This window comes from Limnohabitans sp. TEGF004, from assembly GCF_027924965.1.
Classification (GTDB): domain Bacteria; phylum Pseudomonadota; class Gammaproteobacteria; order Burkholderiales; family Burkholderiaceae_C; genus Limnohabitans.
Genome location: NZ_AP027056.1, coordinates 2,139,041 through 2,155,947 on the forward strand (window position 1 = coordinate 2,139,041; position 16,907 = coordinate 2,155,947).

Genomic DNA, 16,907 nt, shown 5'->3' on the forward strand with positions numbered 1-16,907 from the left:
AATCTTGTCTTTATTGTCACTTCGATTGCGTTCCTCAGATGTCTACCAACCAACACGCCCAAGTTTTGATTCTCGGCTCCGGCCCTGCTGGCTACACCGCCGCCGTTTACGCAGCCCGCGCTAACCTCAAGCCTCTGTTGATCACTGGCATGGCCCAAGGCGGCCAATTGATGACCACCACCGAAGTCGACAACTGGCCCGCCGATGTGAACGGTGTGCAAGGCCCAGAGCTGATGCAGCGTTTTCAGCAACACGCCGAGCGCTTCAACACGCAAATCGTGTTTGACCACATCAACAAGGTCGACTTCTCCAAGCGCCCCTTCACTTTGACGGGTGACAGCGGCACTTACACCTGCGACACCCTCATCATTTGTACCGGCGCATCGGCCAAATACTTGGGCCTGCCTTCTGAAGAAGCCTTCATGGGCCGCGGCGTGTCGGGCTGTGCCACCTGTGACGGTTTCTTCTACCGCGACCAAGTGGTCAGCGTGGTCGGCGGCGGCAATACCGCTGTGGAAGAAGCCCTGTATTTGTCCAATATTGCTTCTAAAGTTCACCTCATTCACCGCCGCGACACCTTCAAGGCCGAGGCCATCATGATCGACAAGCTTATGGAAAAGGTTGCCGCAGGCAAGATCGTGCTGGAAACCAACAGCACCTTGGACGAAGTGCTAGGTGACGCCTCAGGCGTAACCGGCATCCGTTTGAAGAGCACCGCAGACGGCAGCACCCGCGACATCGCCACCCAAGGCTGCTTCATCGCCATTGGCCACTCCCCCAACACCGGCATTTTTGAAGGCCAACTGGCCATGAAAAACGGCTATTTGCTGACCAAGAGCGGTTCTGAGGGCTTTGCCACTATGACCAGCGTGCCCGGCGTCTTTGCCGCGGGTGACGTGCAAGACAACATCTACCGCCAAGCCATCACCAGCGCCGGCACGGGCTGTATGGCTGCCTTGGACGCCCAGCGCTTCTTAGAGCAAGGCGCCCACTAAAACGCGCTACAATCTCAGGCTTTGCTGAATTCAGCGAAGAGATGGGTTACCGCCACCCTTTTGGCGAGGTGAGGCGCTCGTGGGAACGACCGCCGTTGATATGGAGTGTCCACATGGCACGCGTATGTGAAGTAACGGGCAAAGGCCCAATGTCTGGGAACAACGTTTCCCACGCAAACAACAAGACAAAACGCCGTTTTTTGCCTAACCTGCAATACCGCCGTTTCTGGGTAGAGACTGAAAACCGTTGGGTTCGCTTGCGCGTTTCTAGCGCAGCTCTGCGTTTGATCGACAAAAACGGCATCGACGCCGTGTTGGCTGACTTGCGCTCACGCGGTCAAGCTTAATTCCAGTTACTGAAAGGACACGATCATGGCATCCAAAGGCGGACGCGAAAAAATCAAGCTGGAATCGACAGCCGGCACAGGTCACTTCTACACGACCAGCAAAAACAAGAAAACAATGCCCGAGAAAATGTTGATCATGAAATTTGATCCCAAAGCTCGCAAGCACGTTGAATACAAGGAAACCAAACTGAAGTAATTCAGATTGGCCCAATAAAAAACCCGCCTAGGCGGGTTTTTTATTGTCTGTGCGTTGTGTGTTTACACGCGTGCAGCACGCAAGTGCATCGAGAACTCTTGCAAGGCAGCAATACCACTGGCCTCGGCGCGTTTGCACCAAGCTTGCAGGTCAAGCGCCAACTGCGCACGGTTGTGGTTGGTGTTGAGCCACAACTGGCGCAGCTCTTCACGCATCTTCACCATCGTGTCCACATCAGGCAAGGCTGCGCGGGCTTGGGCCAATTGGGCCGCCACTGCCGCAGGCACCTTCTCGGCATCGCGGTGCATCCAGCGCTTGGCAGCAGCCAGCACAGAGTCAGCAGGCAAGGTGCTCATCTTGTCGAGCTCTTGCTTCATGGCCAAACGCAGTTGGGTAGCGTAATTGGCCATCACTTCGTAGCGGTTGGCAATGACGGCTTCCAAGGTCTTTTCATCGGCCACTGGCTTGATGTCGCCAAAGGCGAGCTTTGGAGGTGTCTTCTTAACAGTCGCCAAACCCACAGTTTCCAAGATGCGGATGTACAACCAGCCCAAATCGAACTCGTAGGGCTTGACCGACAACTTGGCCGATGTGGGGTAGGTATGGTGGTTGTTGTGCAACTCTTCGCCACCAATGATGATGCCCCAAGGCGAAATATTGGTGCTGGCGTCTGGCGCCTCAAAGTTGCGATAGCCCCAGTAGTGGGCTGCACCGTTGATGATGCCAGCAGCAGTGACGGGAATCCACATCATCTGCACAGCCCACACGGTCAGGCCCAAAGCGCCGAACAACGCCAAGTTGATGACGAGCATCAATGACACACCCAGCACTGAATGCGGGGTGTAGACATTGCGCTCAATCCAATCGTTGGGTGTGCCGTGGCCAAAACGCTCGAGGGTTTCGAGGTTCTCGGCTTCTTTGCGGTACAACTCAGCGCCCGTGAACAACACGGTTTTGATGCCGTGAATGTGTGGGCTGTGTGGGTCTTCCGCTTGCTCGCACTTGGCGTGGTGTTTGCGGTGGATGGAGGTCCACTCTTTGGTCACTTGGGCCGTGGTGAGCCACAACCAGAAACGGAAGAAGTGAGACGCAATCGGATGCAAATCCAAAGCGCGGTGTGCTGAGTGGCGGTGCAAATAGATGGTCACGCTGGCAATGGTGATGTGCGTGAGCACCATCGTGACGATGAAAACTTGCCAGCCAGAAAAATGCAGCAAGCCGTAGCTCAGCCAGTTCAACGTGGCGTCAAGCCAAGCCCAATTGGGTAACAACATGTAATGTCTTTCAACGTGTAGAGATCAACTGTCAATTTTAAGGTTTTGGGCCTTATTTAGCTACCCAAACCGCAGCAAAAAACCCGTCTGTCGCATGTATATGGGGCCAAAGGCGCAAATACAAACCGTCAGTTGTACAAAGCGAGGCCGCATTGGCTACTTTTAGCTCTGTCAGAGTGTCGGCTGCTGACAACGGCACAAAGTTGGGGTGAGCTGCACTGAAGGCTTGGGCAATCGCCTCGTTCTCTTCGGGCAACACGCTGCAGGTGGCGTACACCAAGCGGCCACCAGACTTCACCAAACGTGCGGCGCTGGCCAAGATGGAGGTTTGCTTGACCGTCAACTCTTCAACGGCCTTGGGTGACTGACGCCATTTCAGGTCAGGGTTGCGGCGCAAAGTGCCTAGGCCCGAGCAAGGTGCATCCACCAACACGCGGTCAATCTTGCCGCTTAGGCGCTTCACACGCTCGTCACGCTCGTGCGCAATGGCGGAGGGGTGAACGTTTGACAACTTGCTGCGTGCCAAGCGGGGCTTGAGCGATTCCAAGCGATGACCAGAGGTGTCAAACGCATACAAGCGGCCAGTGCTGCGCATGGACGCGCCGATGGCAAGCGTCTTGCCGCCTGCGCCTGCGCAAAAGTCCACAACCATCTCGCCACGCTTGGCGTCGAGCAACAGGGCCAACAGCTGTGAGCCTTCGTCTTGCACTTCAATCGCGCCACGCGCAAACGCGTCTAGGCCAGACAAGGCGGGTTTGCCTTCGATGCGCAAACCCCAAGGCGAGAACGGTGTGTCCACAGCCTTGATGCCCGCGAGCTTCAACTCGTGCTGCACATCGGCGCGTTTGTCGGTGAAGGTGTTCACGCGCAAGTCCAGCGGTGCGCCGCCGTTGAGGCGTTCGACCAAAGGCCAAAAGCCCTCGCCCACTTGGGCCTTGAGTGGCTCCACCAGCCACTCGGGCATGTTGTGGCGATGACGTTCCATCAGGTCGGTGGGGTTCACCGCTTCACAGGCTTCAAGCCATGCGGCTTCTTGTTTGTTCAACGCGCTGAACAAAAAGTCGAGCGGGCTGTTGTTGGCGTGCTTGGCGCTCTTGGGCGCGTTGTTGGCAGGCGCTTGGTCTTTCAAGTGCTGCGCAAAGCCAAGGATGGCCAAGCGGCGCTCTTTGGGGCCAGAGCCCGAGGGCGCAAAGTGGTCGTAGCGCAGTTTGTTGCGCAACACGTTGTAGGTGGTTTCGGCCAAGGCCGCACGCTCGCGCGGGCCGAAGGCATAGGTTTTACGGTAGTCACGGAAAAACTTTGACACCACTGAATCAGCAGGGTGGTCAAACTTCAAAGTGAGGCGGACAAGCTCGGTACAAGCTTCAACAAGGGCTTTTGGATGCATAGGGTGTATTGTCCCATCCTATGAACGACCAAGACCTCCCCCCACTGCAAGAAACTCCCATCGGCCTCTACCGCCACTACAAAGGCGGCCAATACCAGGTGATTGGCACAGCCCGCCACAGCGAAACGCTAGAACCCATGACCGTCTACCGCGCCCTGTATGGCGCGCATGGCCTGTGGGTGCGCCCTGCGGCGATGTTCAGCGAACAGGTGCTGATTGACGGCGTGATGCAGCCGCGCTTCGTCAAAACCAACTAAGCCTTGTATGCAGCGGTGTTACACACCCCGCGATAATTCGCGGCAATGAAAAACATCGTCATCTTGATCTCTGGCGGCGGCTCCAACATGGCCGCCATCGTGCGCACCGCGCAAGCCCAAAACTGGGCCAAGCAATTCAACGCACGGGTGAGTGCCGTCATCAGCAACAAAGCTGACGCCAAAGGCTTGGCCTTTGCCAAAGAACACGGTATTGCCACATCCGTCATCGACCACAAAGCCTTCGCCGACCAGCCCCAACCCCGCGAAGCCTTTGACGCCGCCTTGATGACCGAGATCGACAAACACCAGCCCCACCTTGTTGTGCTGGCTGGCTTCATGCGCATCCTCACGCCAGGTTTTGTGGCGCACTACGAAGGCCGACTGCTCAACATCCATCCCTCGCTCCTGCCCGCCTTCCCTGGCCTGCACACGCACGAGCGCGCCATCGAAGCAGGCTGCAAATTTGCCGGAGCCACCGTGCACCGCGTCACCGCCGAACTAGACCACGGCCCCATACTCGCGCAGGCGGTTGTGCCCGTGCTGCCCGACGACACGGCAGACAAACTGGCTGCGCGGGTGTTGACGCAGGAGCATTTGATTTATCCGAAGGCAGTGGCAGAGTTGCTGACGGATTAAATATGGACATCAATTTAAATCTAATTGGTATGGGGTTGCAATTGATTGGTCTTGGATTAGCTGCATGCAGAGATATTGCAAAATCCAAAGCAGAAAGAGCAACAGGGGAAATTCGAGAAACCATATATATAGACGCCTATGAAGCCGCCAAAAAAGGTCTCATTCATGAAGAGTCAACTCAAGAAAAAATCTCAAAGACCCTGCACGCATTTGCATCAAAACTCGAAAACGTTCTTCCCTACAGCATTGCGCTAGCTGCACTGGGCGCAGCACTTCAAATCATCGCTGAAATAAACAAAAACTAATTCATGCCAAAAGCCGAGAACTCTTAGGCACATGCGCCATCAAAAACTCCATCTGGTCCGCCAAGATACGGCGGTTACGAAGGATGAAGTCCTCCCACAACGATGGCTCATAAGGTGTGTACAAGAGAGGCATACGCGCTTGCTCGGGCGTGCGGTTGCCCTTGCGGTGGTTGCACGATTTGCACGCCGTCACCACATTCATCCACGTGTTTGGGCCGCGTTGGCCAATGGGGCGAATGTGCTCACGCGTGAGTTCTGATTCGTGGAAATGGTCGCCGCAGTAGGCGCAAACGTTGCGGTCGCGGCTAAAGAGCTTGTCGTTGGTCAGGCCCGATTTCAAATCAAACGGGTTGATGTTGGGCACACCTTTCGTGCCGATGATGCTGTTGACCGTGATGATCGACTGCTGGCCCGTGATGGCATTGGTGCCGCCATGAAACACCGCCACCTCGCCGCCAGATTCCCAGCGCACTTCGTCGGCCGCGTAATGGAGGACCGCCTCTTCCAGCGATATCCACGACTGCGGTAGCCCTTGGGCAGACAGTTTCAAGACCTTCACACCTCACCTCCATTCGCTTCTAAAACGACCGATCGGGAATGCACATCTATCGCTGACAATATACCTTTATTGGGTGACAGTTTTATGTTCGTCGCCCCACACTCAAACCATGCAAATTTTTCGAGGTTTTCATCACCCCCAGTTGGCTTCAGCCTGTGCGCTGACGATTGGCAACTTTGACGGCGTGCACCGTGGCCACCAAGCCATGCTGGCCCTGCTGAAAAATGAGGCACGTCACCGTGGCGTGCCCAGTTGCGTGATGACGTTCGAGCCGCACCCCCGCGACTTCTTCGCCAAGCAGCACCAACAGCCCGACCTCGCCCCCGCCCGCATCGCCACCCTGCGCGACAAGCTCAACGAGCTGGCAGCTTGCGGTGTAGACCAATGCGTGGTGCTGCCGTTTGACCAAAGCTTTGCCTCGCAAGAGCCACAGGCTTTCATCGAAGACGTGCTGGTCAAAGGCCTCGGCGTGAAATACGTGCTGGTGGGTGACGACTTCCGCTTTGGGGCCAAACGTGCGGGCGACTACGCAATGCTCGACGCCGCAGGCACATCCCACGGTTTTGATGTGGCTCGCATGAACAGCTACGAGGTGAAAAACCTGCGCGTGTCCAGCTCTGCCGTGCGCGAGGCCATGGGCCGCGGCGCGATGCAAGAGGTGGCGCAGTTGCTGGGCCGCCCCTATGCCATTTCGGGTCATGTGGTGCATGGCCGCAAACTGGGCCGCGAGCTGAACTGCCGCACACTCAATCTGCGCTTTAGTCATTGGAAGCCCGCCGCCAGCGGCATCTTCGTGGTGCAAGTGCATGGCTTGGCCGACCAGCCCTTGGCCGGCGTGGCCAATTTGGGCATTCGCCCCTCGCTTGACCCGACCGATGTGAACGGCGGCCGCGTGCTGCTAGAAACCCATTGCCTCGACTGGCCCGCCAGCCTAGGCGCTGAGGGGGGCTACGGTAAAATCATCCGCGTGGAACTGCTGCACAAATTACACGACGAGCTGAAGTACGACGGTCTGGACGCCTTGATGCAAGGCATACACAAAGACTGCGACGATGCACGCGCCTGGCTCGCAGCCCGAATTTGACGGGGCGTGCAGCCCCCTCTTGCTGCACATTGCCCCGCATCTGCCTGATTTAGCGAGCTGCCCCGCTTTTGGGTTTAGCAGCCAGCCCCCTCTTAATGCCTCCGACCTGAGATAGCCATGACAGACAAAGCCACCCCAACTTCCACGGACTACCGTTCCACGCTAAACATGATGGACACCCCGTTCCCCATGCGTGGCGACTTGCCCAAACGCGAACCCGCTTGGGCCAAGCAATGGAACGAGCAAGGCTTGTACAAAAAACTGCGCGTGGCTCGCCAAGGTGCACCGCTGTTTGTGCTGCACGACGGCCCGCCCTACGCCAACGGCAAACTGCACATCGGCCACGCACTGAACAAAGTGCTGAAGGACATGATCGTCAAGTCCAAGCAATTGGGCGGCTTTGACGCGCAATACATTCCCGGCTGGGACTGCCACGGTTTGCCCATCGAGAACGCCATCGAAAAACTACACGGTCGCAAACTCAGCCGCGACGACATGCAGGCCAAGAGCCGCGCATTCGCCACCGAGCAAATTGACCAACAACGCGAAGACTTCAAACGCTTGGGCGTGTTGGGGGACTGGGAGCGCCCCTACCGCACCATGGACCCTGCCAACGAAGCCGGCCAACTGCGCGCCTTCAAACGCGTGATGGAACGTGGCTTTGTGTACCGTGGCCTGAAGCCCGTGTACTGGTGTTTTGACTGCGGCTCATCTTTGGCCGAGTTTGAAATTGAATACGCCGACAAGAAGAGCGACACGCTCGACGTGGCTTTCTTGTGCGCCCAGCCCGAAAAACTAGCTGCTGCGTTTGGTTTGCCCAAGCTCTACAAAGAAGCGTTTGCAGTCATCTGGACCACCACCGCGTGGACCATCCCTGCCAACCAAGCGCTCAACATGCACCCCGAAATCAACTACGCCTTGGTCGACACCGAGCGTGGTTTGTTCTTGTGCGCAGCTTCGTTGGTCGAGAAATGTTTGGAGCGTTGGAAGCTCGAAGGCAAAGTGGTGGCCACAGCCACGGGCAATAAGCTCGGACTTATTGAGTTCAACCACCCACTGTCACATGTGGACGCTGGCTACAAACGTACCGCCCCCGTGTTCTTGGCCGACTACGTGGGCGAGAGCGACGGCACAGGCATCGTGCACAGCGCACCTGCCTACGGCGTGGATGACTTCAACTCATGCATGGCCAACGGCATGAAGTACACCGACATCTTGAACCCCGTGCAAGGCAACGGCGCGTATGCCGCTGACTTCCCGTTGTTCGGTGGCCAGCACATTTGGAAAGCTGTGCCCGTCATTCTGGAAACCTTGCAAAACGCAGGCCGCTTGATGGCCACACAAACCATCACGCACAGCTACCCACATTGCTGGCGTCACAAAACACCTGTCATCTACCGCGCAGCGGCGCAGTGGTTCATCCGCATGGATGCGTTTGACAGCACCACCGAAAAAACCACGGGCAAGTTCATCACCGACAAGTCAAGCAAGTCGCTGCGCGAACTCGCGTTGCACGCGATTGACCAAACGCACTTCTACCCAGAAAACGGCCGCGCACGTTTGCGCGACATGATTGCCAACCGTCCCGACTGGTGCATCTCGCGCCAACGCAGCTGGGGTGTGCCCGTGCCGTTCTTCTTGCACAAAGACAGCGGCGAGTTGCACCCACGCACCATGGCCATCATGGACCAAGCAGCCGACATCGTTGAAAAAGGCGGCATCGAAGCATGGAGCCGCGTGACGGTGGAAGACATCCTCAACCAGCCCGGCGACGACGCAGCCAGCTACACCAAGAGCACCGACATCTTGGAAGTGTGGTTTGACTCTGGCTCGACCTTCCAACACGTGCTGCGCGGCAGCCACAAAGACGCGTACGACCGCGCACCGCACCATGACCAAGGCCCAGAAGCTGATTTGTATTTAGAAGGCCACGACCAACACCGCGGCTGGTTCCACAGCTCGCTGTTGCTCGGCTGCGCCTTGTACGACCGAGCCCCCTACAAAGGCCTGCTGACCCACGGCTTTGCCACCGACGGCCAAGGCCGCAAGATGAGCAAGAGCTTGGGCAACACCGTCGCGCCGCAAGAAGTGAGCGACAAGATGGGCGCAGAAATCGTGCGCTTGTGGGTGGCCAGCACCGACTACTCGGGCGACCTGAACATCGACGACAAAATCTTGGCCCGCGTGGTCGATGCGTACCGCCGCATTCGCAACACGCTGCGCTTCTTGCTCGCCAACGTGAGCGACTTTGACCCAACCAAAGACGCCGTGGCGTTTGACGACTTATTGGAAATCGACAAGTACGCGTTGTCACGCGCTGCGCAAGTGCAAGCCGACATTCGCGCGCACTTCGATGCGTATGAGTTCCACCCCGTGGTGTCGAAGTTGCAGCTGTATTGTTCGGAAGATTTGGGCGCGTTCTATTTGGACGTGCTCAAAGACCGCCTGTACACCACAGCGCCTAAGTCACTCGCACGTCGCAGCGCACAAACTGCGTTGCACCAAATCACCCACGCCATGCTGCGTTGGATGGCTCCATTCCTCAGCTTCACCGCTGAAGAAGCGTGGACCACGTTTGGCAAGTCTGAGTCGATCTTCTTGGAGACATTCACCAACCTTGGCGCAAGCAATGCAGCGTTGATGGACAAGTGGGGCAACATCCAACAAATTCGCGAAATCGCTAACAAAAAAATCGAAGACAAACGCACAGAAGGATCTGTGGGTGCGTCACTGCAAGCTGAACTCATCATTCACTGCGATGACGCTGCGTATGACGCGTTGGCCTCATTGGGCGACGACTTGAAGTTTGTGTTCATCACATCAAAGGTTTCTTTGGTGAAGGTTGCAGGCGCAGGTTTGACCGTTGAAGTCAAAGCCAGCGAAGCCACCAAGTGCGAGCGTTGCTGGCACTACAGCGACGACGTTGGCCATAACTCCGCTCACCCCACACTCTGCGGCCGTTGCGACAGCAACTTGCACGGTGACGGTGAAGTGCGTCACTTCGCTTAAAGAAAGCTACACATGGCACGCCACACCTTCATTCGCAACACCACCTCTTACTGGGTGTGGCTAGGGCTAGCCGCTGTGGTGTTGATCGCCGATCAGTTCACCAAGGTTTTGATGGTCAGCACGTATCAGCTGGGTGAAGGTTTTCCGGTCACAAGTTTTTTCAACATCGTGCGCGTGCACAACGAAGGCGCTGCGTTTTCGTTCCTCGCCACGGCGGGCGGCTGGCAGCGATGGTTCTTCACCGGCCTTGGCGTGGTGGCCACCATCGCCATGGTGTGGATGTTGAAAAAACACCCAGGACAAAAACTGTTTGGTTTTGCCATCGCCTGCATCTTGGGTGGCGCAGTGGGTAATGTGATTGATCGCGTGTTGTATGGCTACGTGGTGGACTTTCTAGATTTTTATTACGCCGGCATTCACTTCCCAGCGTTCAACATTGCCGACAGCGGCATCACCGTGGGCGCGGCCTGCCTCATCTTGGATGAAGTGCTGCGCGTGCGCCGCGGAAACTAAACATGCAAATACTTCCCCCAAAAACAGTTGGCATTGCCGAACTGAACTCTGCCATTGCACACAAAGGCTACGGCATGCTAAGTGCTGCCAGCGTGGCTGAATGGGCGGGATGTACATTGAGCGAGCTACAAGCCCTGTCGCCCGACTGGGACGATATGCCGCCCGACAACTACCTCAAAGACGGTGGCCGCTACCGCCGCCGTTTGCACAGCAGCTTTGTGTTTGAACACAACTCACTCAGCCAAGTGCCACATCGTGCACATTGGCAGTCGCTCGACTACAACGCACTGCACGGCGGCATGGAGCGTTGGTTTGAACCCATGCACGAGGCCACAGTGGCAACACCTGCGTGGAACAAGCTACTCACAGCCTTAGCCAAAACAGCAAGCGAAGTACGCGGTACACCTCTCACCAAGTGGTGCATCGAAGCGCATCAGTTCCGCATCGACACCACTGACGGCATTGGTCGCCCCACACCCGAAGGCGCACATCGCGATGGCGTGGATTTTGTGGCGGTGTTCATGGTCAACCGCACCGACATCAAAGGCGGCGAGACCCGCGTGTTTGAAGCCAACGGCCCACAAGGCGAGCGCTTCACGCTGAGCGAGCCTTGGTCATTGATGTTGTTAGACGACACCCGCATGATTCACGAAAGCACGCCCATTCAGCCATTGGCTGAGGGCGGTCATCGCGATACGCTTGTGCTCACCTGCCGCGCAGACAAGTTTCAGGACGCCGAACCCAGCGCCTGAAACCCCTGCGCTGTCATCACAAAGTGATGATGGTGCAACCCGTGGTCTTGCGGGCTTCCAAGTCGCGGTGCGCTTGGGCAATGTCGGCCAAGGGGTAAGTTTGGTCGATGTGGATCTTCACCTTGCCGCTGGTCACGGCTTCAAACAAATCGTCTGCCATTTCTTGCGTGCTTTCGCGCGTGACGATGTGGCTGAACAAGGTTTGACGTGTGAGGTAGATCGAACCTTTGGGGCCCAAGATGCCGGGGGCGATGGGTGCTGGTGCACCGGAAGCGTTACCAAAGCTCGCCATCAAACCAAACGGTGCGATGCAGTCCAGTGATTTGTCCCATGTGTCTTTACCCACCGAGTCGTAAACCACTTTCACGCCCTTGCCGCCTGTGATTTCTTTCACGCGCACCAAGAAGTCTTCTGTGTTGTAGTTGATGACGTGGGCTGCGCCATTGGCCTTGGCCAATTCGCACTTGGCATCGCTGCCAGCCGTACCAATCAGTTGATAGCCCAAGGCCTTAGCCCATTGGCAAGCAATCAGGCCCACACCGCCAGCGGCTGCGTGGAACAAGATGAAGTCACCTTTGTGCAAGCCGCCTTGTGGCAAGGTGCGCTTCAACAAATATTGCGCGGTCAAACCTTTGAGCATCATGGCTGCGCCGGTTTCAAACGAAATGGCATCTGGTAATTTGCACACGCACTTGGCGGGCATCACGCGCTCTTCGCAGTAGCTGCCGGGTGGCTGGCTGGCATAAGCAGCGCGGTCGCCCACTTTCAAATGGGTCACGCCTTCGCCCACGGCTTCGATGATGCCTGAAGCTTCCATGCCCAAGTGCAAAGGCATAGGCAGTGCATACACGCCGCTGCGTTGGTACACGTCGATGAAGTTCAGGCCAACGGCTTTGTGGCGAATGCGAATCTCGCCTGGGCCAGGCTGGCCCACGGTCACGTCAATGAGCTTGAGCTCTTCAGGGCCGCCGTTTTTTTCGATAATGACTGCTTTGGTCATGGGGTGATGCTCCAGATATAGGTGAAATTTTTCAGACGCTGAATCCTGCCATGAAATGGGTGCCTCTCCTGTCGCACAGGTTATTGGGGGCCTCGGGTACAGTCCTGCCCTTATGTCAGTTGTTCCTCACGCCCTCACGCCGCGCAATGCGGCGCTTTTATTGATCCCTCCCCTTTTGTGGGCGGGCAACGCCGTGATTGGCCGCATGATTGCGGACCAAATTCCTCCCATCACACTCAATTTCTTTCGCTGGGCTTTGGCCTTTTTGCTGGTGCTGCCCTTGGCGCACAACTTGTTGCGCCGCGACAGCCCCTTGTGGGCGCACTGGAAGCGCTACACCTTGCTAGGCCTGCTGGGCGTGGGCTTGTACAACAGCTTTCTGTATTTGGCGCTGCAAACCTCCACGCCCATCAACGTGACTTTGGTCGGGTCGAGCATGCCCGTGTTCATGCTGCTGGTGGGCGCGTTGTTCTTCAAGCAAACCGTGCGCAAGCGGCAAATGACGGGTGCAGTTCTGTCGATACTCGGTGTGATGGTGGTGCTGTGTCGTGGTGACTGGCAGGCACTGGCCAACGTGCATTTGGTGATCGGCGATGTATTTGTGCTCATGGCCACAGCGGCTTGGTCTTGGTACAGCTGGTTGTTGTCTGGCACCCAAGAGCCCGCCGAGGCGCGAAGCAACTGGGCCAACTTCCTGATGGCGCAAATGGTATTTGGCTTGTTCTGGTCAGCCGCGTTCAGTGGCGCAGAGTGGGCGGGCCTGACGGGCATTGCCGATGCTCATATCAGCTGGAGTTGGCCGTTGGTGGCTGCGCTGGTTTATGTATCAGTCGGTCCAGCGGTGTTGGCCTATCGCTTTTGGGGCCTAGGCGTGCAAAACGTAGGGCCCAATATTGCGGGCTTTTTTGTGAACCTCATCCCCGTGTTCACCGCCACCTTGTCAGCCTTGGTGTTGGGCGAAATGCCGCAGCTGTATCACGCGGCAGCATTTGTGCTGATCATTGGCGGCATTGTGGTGTCGTCACGCAAGTAACTCAGAACGTGCCCGCGTAAGCGCCACCATCGGTCAAGATGTTTTGGCCCGTCATGTATCCCGCTTGTGCCGAGCACAAAAACGCGCAGGTATCACCAAACTCTTGTGGGTTGCCAAAGCGTTGGGCAGGAATGGTTCTCTTGCGTGCCTCGGCCACGGCATCCACAGATTGACCCGTTTTTTCTGCGGCACCTTTCATGGTGCCCTTGAGTCGGTCGGTGTCGTACGCACCGGGCAGCAAGTTGTTGATGGTCACATTGTTGGCCGCCAATTTTTGTGTGCGAGCCACGCCCGCCACAAAACCCGTCAAACCTGAACGCGCACCATTGGACAAGCCCAAGATGTCGATGGGCGCTTTCACCGCGCTCGACGTGATGTTGATGATGCGGCCAAAACCTCGCTCTGCCATGCCATCGACCGTGGCTTTGATCAGCTCAATCGGCGTGAGCATGTTGGCGTCCACCGCTTTCATCCAATCGTCGCGCTCCCAGTTGCGGAAGTCACCGGGTGGCGGGCCACCTGCATTGGTCACCACGATGTCAAAGTTTTTACCAGGTCCACCTGCGACGGACCAAATGGCTTCGCGACCTTGCTCGGTGGTGATGTCAACCGCCACAGCGAGGATGGTGGTGCCCAGTTTGCGCAGCTCTGTCGCAGCAGCTTCTAACGCCTCAGCACCGCGCGCGACGATGACCACGTTGACGCCTTCGCGTGCGAGTGACTGCGCACAGCCAAAGCCCAACCCTTTGCTTGCGCCACCCACCAATGCCCATTTACCTTTGAGACCTAAATCCATCACTTACTCCCATACTTCGAAACAATAAATACGCCACTCACCACAAGCAGTGTGCCTGCACCAATCCATACGTTCAATGGTTCGTCCAACAGCAACACGCCTAGTGCAATGGTAGACATGGGGCCAATCATGCCGGTTTGTGCGGTCAACGCTGCGCCGATGCGCTCAATCGCCATCATCACCATCAACACAGGGGCCACAGTACAAGCCACCGCGTTCAGCACCCCCAACCACAGCACCTCCACAGGTACCGCCGCCGCAGACAAGGGGCGCAACAACAAGAACTGCGCAATGCAGCACAGGCACGCCACGCTGGTGGCCCAACCCACCAAGCGCAACGAGCCGATGCGCTGCACCAACTCACCGCTGTACAGCAAATACACGGCGTAGCTGATGGCGCTGGCCAAAATCAATCCACCGCCCAAGGCCACGTTGGCACCCGACAGTGTGAGCTCATGCGCAAACACCAACAACACACCGCAGTAACTCACCCCCATCGCCAAGATGCGAATGGGGCGAATCGGTTTCTTGTACAGCACCCATCCCAGCAACATCACCAACGTGGGGTTGAGGTACAGGATGAGTCGCTCAAGGCTGGCCGTGATGTATTGCAGGCCCAAGAAATCAAGGTAGCTCGACAAGTAGTAACCCACGAAGCCAAGGCCCACGATGTCAATCACATCGCGACGTGTCAGCGGGTTTTCGCGCGCAATGGCTTGACGCTCAGCCCACAAACCCATGGCAATGAAAAACGGCAATGCAAACAGCATGCGGTACATGATGACCGTCACGGCATCGACCCCGTACACATAAGACAGCTTGATGATGATGGCTTTGCCGCTGAATGCAATGGCACCCGCAGAGGCAAGAAGAAGACCTGACAAAGCAGGACGTTGGACAGAATTCATTCGTAAAAATCACCAGTAAGTCGTGAGTTTATGTGAGCAATAAGCACGGGCGTGTCACAAACGCTCGGTACCATTGGGGGGTATGTCATCCCTTGAACTCACCCTGCTGTATTTGTGCGCTGCCGTGGTCAGCGTGGTGGGGTGTCGTCTGTTGCATTTGCCTGCCATGTTGGGCTATTTGTTTGCGGGCGTGGTGATTGGACCCAACGCTTTGGCGCTGGCCAACGACTCGGCGGCAATTGAACACTTGGCAGAGTTTGGCGTGGTGTTTTTGATGTTCGTCATCGGGTTGGAGTTCAACCTGCCCAAACTCATGCGCATGCGCAAGTTGGTGTTTGGTTTGGGACTGGGCCAAGTGGTGCTCACGCTGGTGGGTGCTTTGTTGTTCAACCTCGCTGTGGGCTTTGCGCTCAAAGAATTGGGCTACATCTGGCGTTTGAGCTGGCAAGCGGCCTTGGCACTCGGCAGTGCGCTGGCCATGTCCAGCACTGCCATCGTGGTCAAGCTCATGGCTGACCGTGTCGAGATGGAATCCCCCCACGGCCAACGCGTGATGGGCGTGTTGTTGTTTCAAGATTTGGCCGTGGTGCCGCTCTTGGTGCTCATCCCCGCACTGGCCGACATGGGTGAACACAACCTGTGGAAAGTTTTGTCGATCGCCATGCTCAAAGCGGCGGTGCTGGTGGGCTTGCTGTTGTGGGGTGGCCAACGTGTGATGCGCAGTTGGTTGCACTTGGTGGCGCGCCGCAAGAGCGATGAGCTGTTCATGCTCAACCTCTTGTTCATGACGCTGGGTTTGGCATGGCTCACCGAGCTGGCCGGTTTGTCGCTGGCCATGGGCGCCTTCTTAGCCGGTATGTTGATTGCCGAAACCGATTTCAAACACAAGGTGGAGGCAGATATTCGGCCCTTCCACGATGTGTTGCTGGGCTTGTTCTTCATCACCATCGGCATGAAGCTCGATTGGGAAGTGTTGATTGACAGCTGGGGCTGGGTGCTGTTGCTGTCCATCGTGCCTTTGTTCCTCAAAGCAGGTTTGGTGTTTGTGTTGGCCCGCATCACCGGTGCGCCTGCGGGCGTGAGCCTACGCACCTCGTTGTACTTGGCGCAAGCGGGTGAATTCGGTTTTGTGCTGTTGACACTGGGCCTGCAAAACGCGCTCATCCCCGCCGCGTGGATGAGCCCCATCTTGGCGTCGATGGTGTTATCGATGATTGCCACGCCCTTCTTGGTGATGAATGCCGATCGCATCGTCAACCGCCTCATCAGCAACGACTGGCTGCTGCAATCGCTGGCCCTCACCGGCATGGCGCAGCGATCGCTCAAGGTAGAAAACCACGTCATCGTGTGCGGCTATGGTCGCAGCGGCCACAACTTGGTGGACTTACTCAAGCTCGAAAACATTCCCTACGTGGCCCTCGACTCTGACCCCGATCAAGTGCAAATGGGCCGCGACCATGGCCACCATGTGGAGCTGGGCGACGCCACCCGTTTCTCAAGCCTCATGTCCGCAGGCTTGGTACGTGCCTCTGCGGTGGCGGTGACTTACCCCGACCTACCCTCGGCGCTCAAGGTGTTGGCATGGGTCAAAGAACACGCACCGCATGTACCTGTGATCGTGCGCACCCATGACGACGAACACCTCGAAGACCTGCGCGCAGCAGGTGCCGCCGAAGTGGTGCCCGAAGTGATTGAAGGCAGCCTCATGCTGGCCAGCCAAACCTTGGCCCACATTGGCATTCCCCTCAAACGTGTGATTCGCTTGGTGCAAGGCCAACGTATGACGCGCTATGCGCTGATGCGCGATGTGCTCAAGCACAAAGAGGGGTTGGGGGATACGGAACCGCGTTGACGTA

At 57.1% G+C, this 16,907-nt stretch carries 18 protein-coding genes; 12 read left to right on the forward strand and 6 right to left on the reverse strand.

Annotated features, from left to right (window positions below; translation table 11 throughout):
* The first annotated feature begins 38 nt into the window (after nt 1-38).
* The 3 genes from trxB (at nt 39) to rpmG (ending at nt 1,538) form a co-directional block, all read left to right on the forward strand.
* Complete coding sequence (trxB, locus tag LINBF2_RS10435; RefSeq protein WP_281888698.1) at nt 39-995, forward strand: thioredoxin-disulfide reductase; 957 nt, start codon at nt 39-41, stop codon at nt 993-995.
* 113 nt (nt 996-1,108) lie between these two features.
* Nucleotides 1,109-1,342 (forward strand): 50S ribosomal protein L28, encoded by a 234-nt coding sequence (gene rpmB / locus LINBF2_RS10440; RefSeq protein WP_100131507.1) that lies wholly within the window; start codon nt 1,109-1,111, stop codon nt 1,340-1,342.
* A gap of 25 nt (nt 1,343-1,367) precedes the next feature.
* On the forward strand, nt 1,368-1,538 hold the full coding sequence (gene rpmG, locus LINBF2_RS10445; protein ID WP_100131508.1) for a 50S ribosomal protein L33: 171 nt from the start codon (nt 1,368-1,370) through the stop codon (nt 1,536-1,538).
* Nucleotides 1,539-1,600: 62 nt separating this feature from the next.
* On the opposite strand, the gene LINBF2_RS10450 is transcribed toward rpmG, so the two are convergent.
* Together LINBF2_RS10450 and LINBF2_RS10455 are read right to left on the reverse strand one after the other, a co-directional pair.
* Entirely contained in the window at nt 1,601-2,812 is a 1,212-nt protein-coding gene (locus LINBF2_RS10450) for a fatty acid desaturase (protein ID WP_281888700.1), read from the reverse strand.
* A gap of 52 nt (nt 2,813-2,864) precedes the next feature.
* On the reverse strand, nt 2,865-4,199 hold the full coding sequence (locus tag LINBF2_RS10455; protein ID WP_281888702.1) for an RsmB/NOP family class I SAM-dependent RNA methyltransferase: 1,335 nt from the start codon (nt 4,197-4,199) through the stop codon (nt 2,865-2,867).
* 20 nt (nt 4,200-4,219) lie between these two features.
* On the opposite strand from LINBF2_RS10455, the gene LINBF2_RS10460 reads away from it, so the two are divergent.
* Genes LINBF2_RS10460 through LINBF2_RS10470 form a run of 3 tightly spaced genes read left to right on the forward strand, consistent with a single transcriptional unit; the run spans nt 4,220 to nt 5,397 of the window.
* Complete coding sequence (locus LINBF2_RS10460) at nt 4,220-4,456, forward strand: DUF1653 domain-containing protein (protein ID WP_281888704.1); 237 nt, start codon at nt 4,220-4,222, stop codon at nt 4,454-4,456.
* Nucleotides 4,457-4,501: 45 nt separating this feature from the next.
* On the forward strand, nt 4,502-5,092 hold the full coding sequence (purN, locus tag LINBF2_RS10465; RefSeq protein WP_281888706.1) for a phosphoribosylglycinamide formyltransferase: 591 nt from the start codon (nt 4,502-4,504) through the stop codon (nt 5,090-5,092).
* 2 nt (nt 5,093-5,094) lie between these two features.
* Nucleotides 5,095-5,397, forward strand: a complete 303-nt coding sequence (locus tag LINBF2_RS10470) for a hypothetical protein (protein ID WP_281888707.1) — start codon at nt 5,095-5,097, stop codon at nt 5,395-5,397.
* Between the two features lies 1 nt (nt 5,398).
* On the opposite strand, the gene LINBF2_RS10475 is transcribed toward LINBF2_RS10470, so the two are convergent.
* A complete protein-coding gene (locus tag LINBF2_RS10475) occupies nt 5,399-5,956 on the reverse strand; it encodes an HNH endonuclease (protein ID WP_281888710.1) in 558 nt (185 codons plus the stop codon).
* A gap of 109 nt (nt 5,957-6,065) precedes the next feature.
* Here LINBF2_RS10475 and LINBF2_RS10480 point away from each other — a divergent pair, with 109 nt between their 5' ends.
* The 4 genes from LINBF2_RS10480 (at nt 6,066) to LINBF2_RS10495 (ending at nt 11,314) form a co-directional block, all read left to right on the forward strand.
* Entirely contained in the window at nt 6,066-7,040 is a 975-nt protein-coding gene (locus LINBF2_RS10480) for a bifunctional riboflavin kinase/FAD synthetase (protein WP_281888712.1), read from the forward strand.
* Nucleotides 7,041-7,157: 117 nt separating this feature from the next.
* Nucleotides 7,158-10,049 carry an isoleucine--tRNA ligase gene (gene ileS, locus LINBF2_RS10485; RefSeq protein WP_281888714.1) on the forward strand — a complete coding sequence of 964 codons (2,892 nt, stop codon included), beginning with the start codon at nt 7,158-7,160 and terminating at the stop codon, nt 10,047-10,049.
* A 12-nt stretch (nt 10,050-10,061) separates the two neighbouring features.
* Nucleotides 10,062-10,562 (forward strand): signal peptidase II, encoded by a 501-nt coding sequence (gene lspA, locus LINBF2_RS10490; RefSeq protein ID WP_281888716.1) that lies wholly within the window; start codon nt 10,062-10,064, stop codon nt 10,560-10,562.
* 2 nt (nt 10,563-10,564) lie between these two features.
* Nucleotides 10,565-11,314 (forward strand): 2OG-Fe dioxygenase family protein, encoded by a 750-nt coding sequence (locus LINBF2_RS10495; RefSeq protein WP_281888718.1) that lies wholly within the window; start codon nt 10,565-10,567, stop codon nt 11,312-11,314.
* A 16-nt stretch (nt 11,315-11,330) separates the two neighbouring features.
* Here the strand turns inward: LINBF2_RS10495 and LINBF2_RS10500 are convergent, their stop codons facing one another.
* Nucleotides 11,331-12,314 (reverse strand): quinone oxidoreductase, encoded by a 984-nt coding sequence (locus LINBF2_RS10500; protein ID WP_281888720.1) that lies wholly within the window; start codon nt 12,312-12,314, stop codon nt 11,331-11,333.
* Between the two features lie 112 nt (nt 12,315-12,426).
* On the opposite strand from LINBF2_RS10500, the gene LINBF2_RS10505 reads away from it, so the two are divergent.
* On the forward strand, nt 12,427-13,347 hold the full coding sequence (locus LINBF2_RS10505) for a DMT family transporter (protein WP_281888722.1): 921 nt from the start codon (nt 12,427-12,429) through the stop codon (nt 13,345-13,347).
* Between the two features lies 1 nt (nt 13,348).
* On the opposite strand, the gene LINBF2_RS10510 is transcribed toward LINBF2_RS10505, so the two are convergent.
* Nucleotides 13,349-14,143 (reverse strand): SDR family oxidoreductase, encoded by a 795-nt coding sequence (locus LINBF2_RS10510; protein WP_281888724.1) that lies wholly within the window; start codon nt 14,141-14,143, stop codon nt 13,349-13,351.
* Nucleotides 14,143-15,051: a DMT family transporter gene (locus tag LINBF2_RS10515; protein WP_281888726.1), complete on the reverse strand. Its 909-nt coding sequence runs from the start codon at nt 15,049-15,051 to the stop codon at nt 14,143-14,145. The genes LINBF2_RS10510 and LINBF2_RS10515 overlap by 1 nt, the downstream gene beginning before the upstream one ends.
* 82 nt (nt 15,052-15,133) lie before the next feature.
* Between LINBF2_RS10515 and LINBF2_RS10520 the strand changes: the two genes are divergently transcribed.
* Nucleotides 15,134-16,903: a cation:proton antiporter gene (locus tag LINBF2_RS10520; protein ID WP_281888728.1), complete on the forward strand. Its 1,770-nt coding sequence runs from the start codon at nt 15,134-15,136 to the stop codon at nt 16,901-16,903.
* The last annotated feature ends 4 nt before the right edge of the window (nt 16,904-16,907 follow it).

Excerpts from the sequence above, each read along its gene's own strand:
- rpmG (WP_100131508.1), top strand. The coding sequence starts at position 1,368 with ATGGCATCCAAAGGCGGACGCGAAAAAATCAAGCTGGAATCGACAGCC.
- purN (WP_281888706.1), top strand. The coding sequence starts at position 4,502 with ATGAAAAACATCGTCATCTTGATCTCTGGCGGCGGCTCCAACATGGCC.
- LINBF2_RS10460 (WP_281888704.1), top strand. The coding sequence starts at position 4,220 with ATGAACGACCAAGACCTCCCCCCACTGCAAGAAACTCCCATCGGCCTC.
- LINBF2_RS10505 (WP_281888722.1), top strand. The coding sequence starts at position 12,427 with ATGTCAGTTGTTCCTCACGCCCTCACGCCGCGCAATGCGGCGCTTTTA.
- LINBF2_RS10500 (WP_281888720.1), bottom strand. The coding sequence starts at position 12,314 with ATGACCAAAGCAGTCATTATCGAAAAAAACGGCGGCCCTGAAGAGCTC.
- LINBF2_RS10470 (WP_281888707.1), top strand. The coding sequence starts at position 5,095 with ATGGACATCAATTTAAATCTAATTGGTATGGGGTTGCAATTGATTGGT.
- lspA (WP_281888716.1), top strand. The coding sequence starts at position 10,062 with ATGGCACGCCACACCTTCATTCGCAACACCACCTCTTACTGGGTGTGG.
- trxB (WP_281888698.1), top strand. The coding sequence starts at position 39 with ATGTCTACCAACCAACACGCCCAAGTTTTGATTCTCGGCTCCGGCCCT.
- LINBF2_RS10480 (WP_281888712.1), top strand. The coding sequence starts at position 6,066 with ATGCAAATTTTTCGAGGTTTTCATCACCCCCAGTTGGCTTCAGCCTGT.
- LINBF2_RS10450 (WP_281888700.1), bottom strand. The coding sequence starts at position 2,812 with ATGTTGTTACCCAATTGGGCTTGGCTTGACGCCACGTTGAACTGGCTG.
- ileS (WP_281888714.1), top strand. The coding sequence starts at position 7,158 with ATGACAGACAAAGCCACCCCAACTTCCACGGACTACCGTTCCACGCTA.
- LINBF2_RS10510 (WP_281888724.1), bottom strand. The coding sequence starts at position 14,143 with ATGGATTTAGGTCTCAAAGGTAAATGGGCATTGGTGGGTGGCGCAAGC.
- rpmB (WP_100131507.1), top strand. The coding sequence starts at position 1,109 with ATGGCACGCGTATGTGAAGTAACGGGCAAAGGCCCAATGTCTGGGAAC.
- LINBF2_RS10495 (WP_281888718.1), top strand. The coding sequence starts at position 10,565 with ATGCAAATACTTCCCCCAAAAACAGTTGGCATTGCCGAACTGAACTCT.
- LINBF2_RS10455 (WP_281888702.1), bottom strand. The coding sequence starts at position 4,199 with ATGCATCCAAAAGCCCTTGTTGAAGCTTGTACCGAGCTTGTCCGCCTC.
- LINBF2_RS10515 (WP_281888726.1), bottom strand. The coding sequence starts at position 15,051 with ATGAATTCTGTCCAACGTCCTGCTTTGTCAGGTCTTCTTCTTGCCTCT.
- LINBF2_RS10520 (WP_281888728.1), top strand. The coding sequence starts at position 15,134 with ATGTCATCCCTTGAACTCACCCTGCTGTATTTGTGCGCTGCCGTGGTC.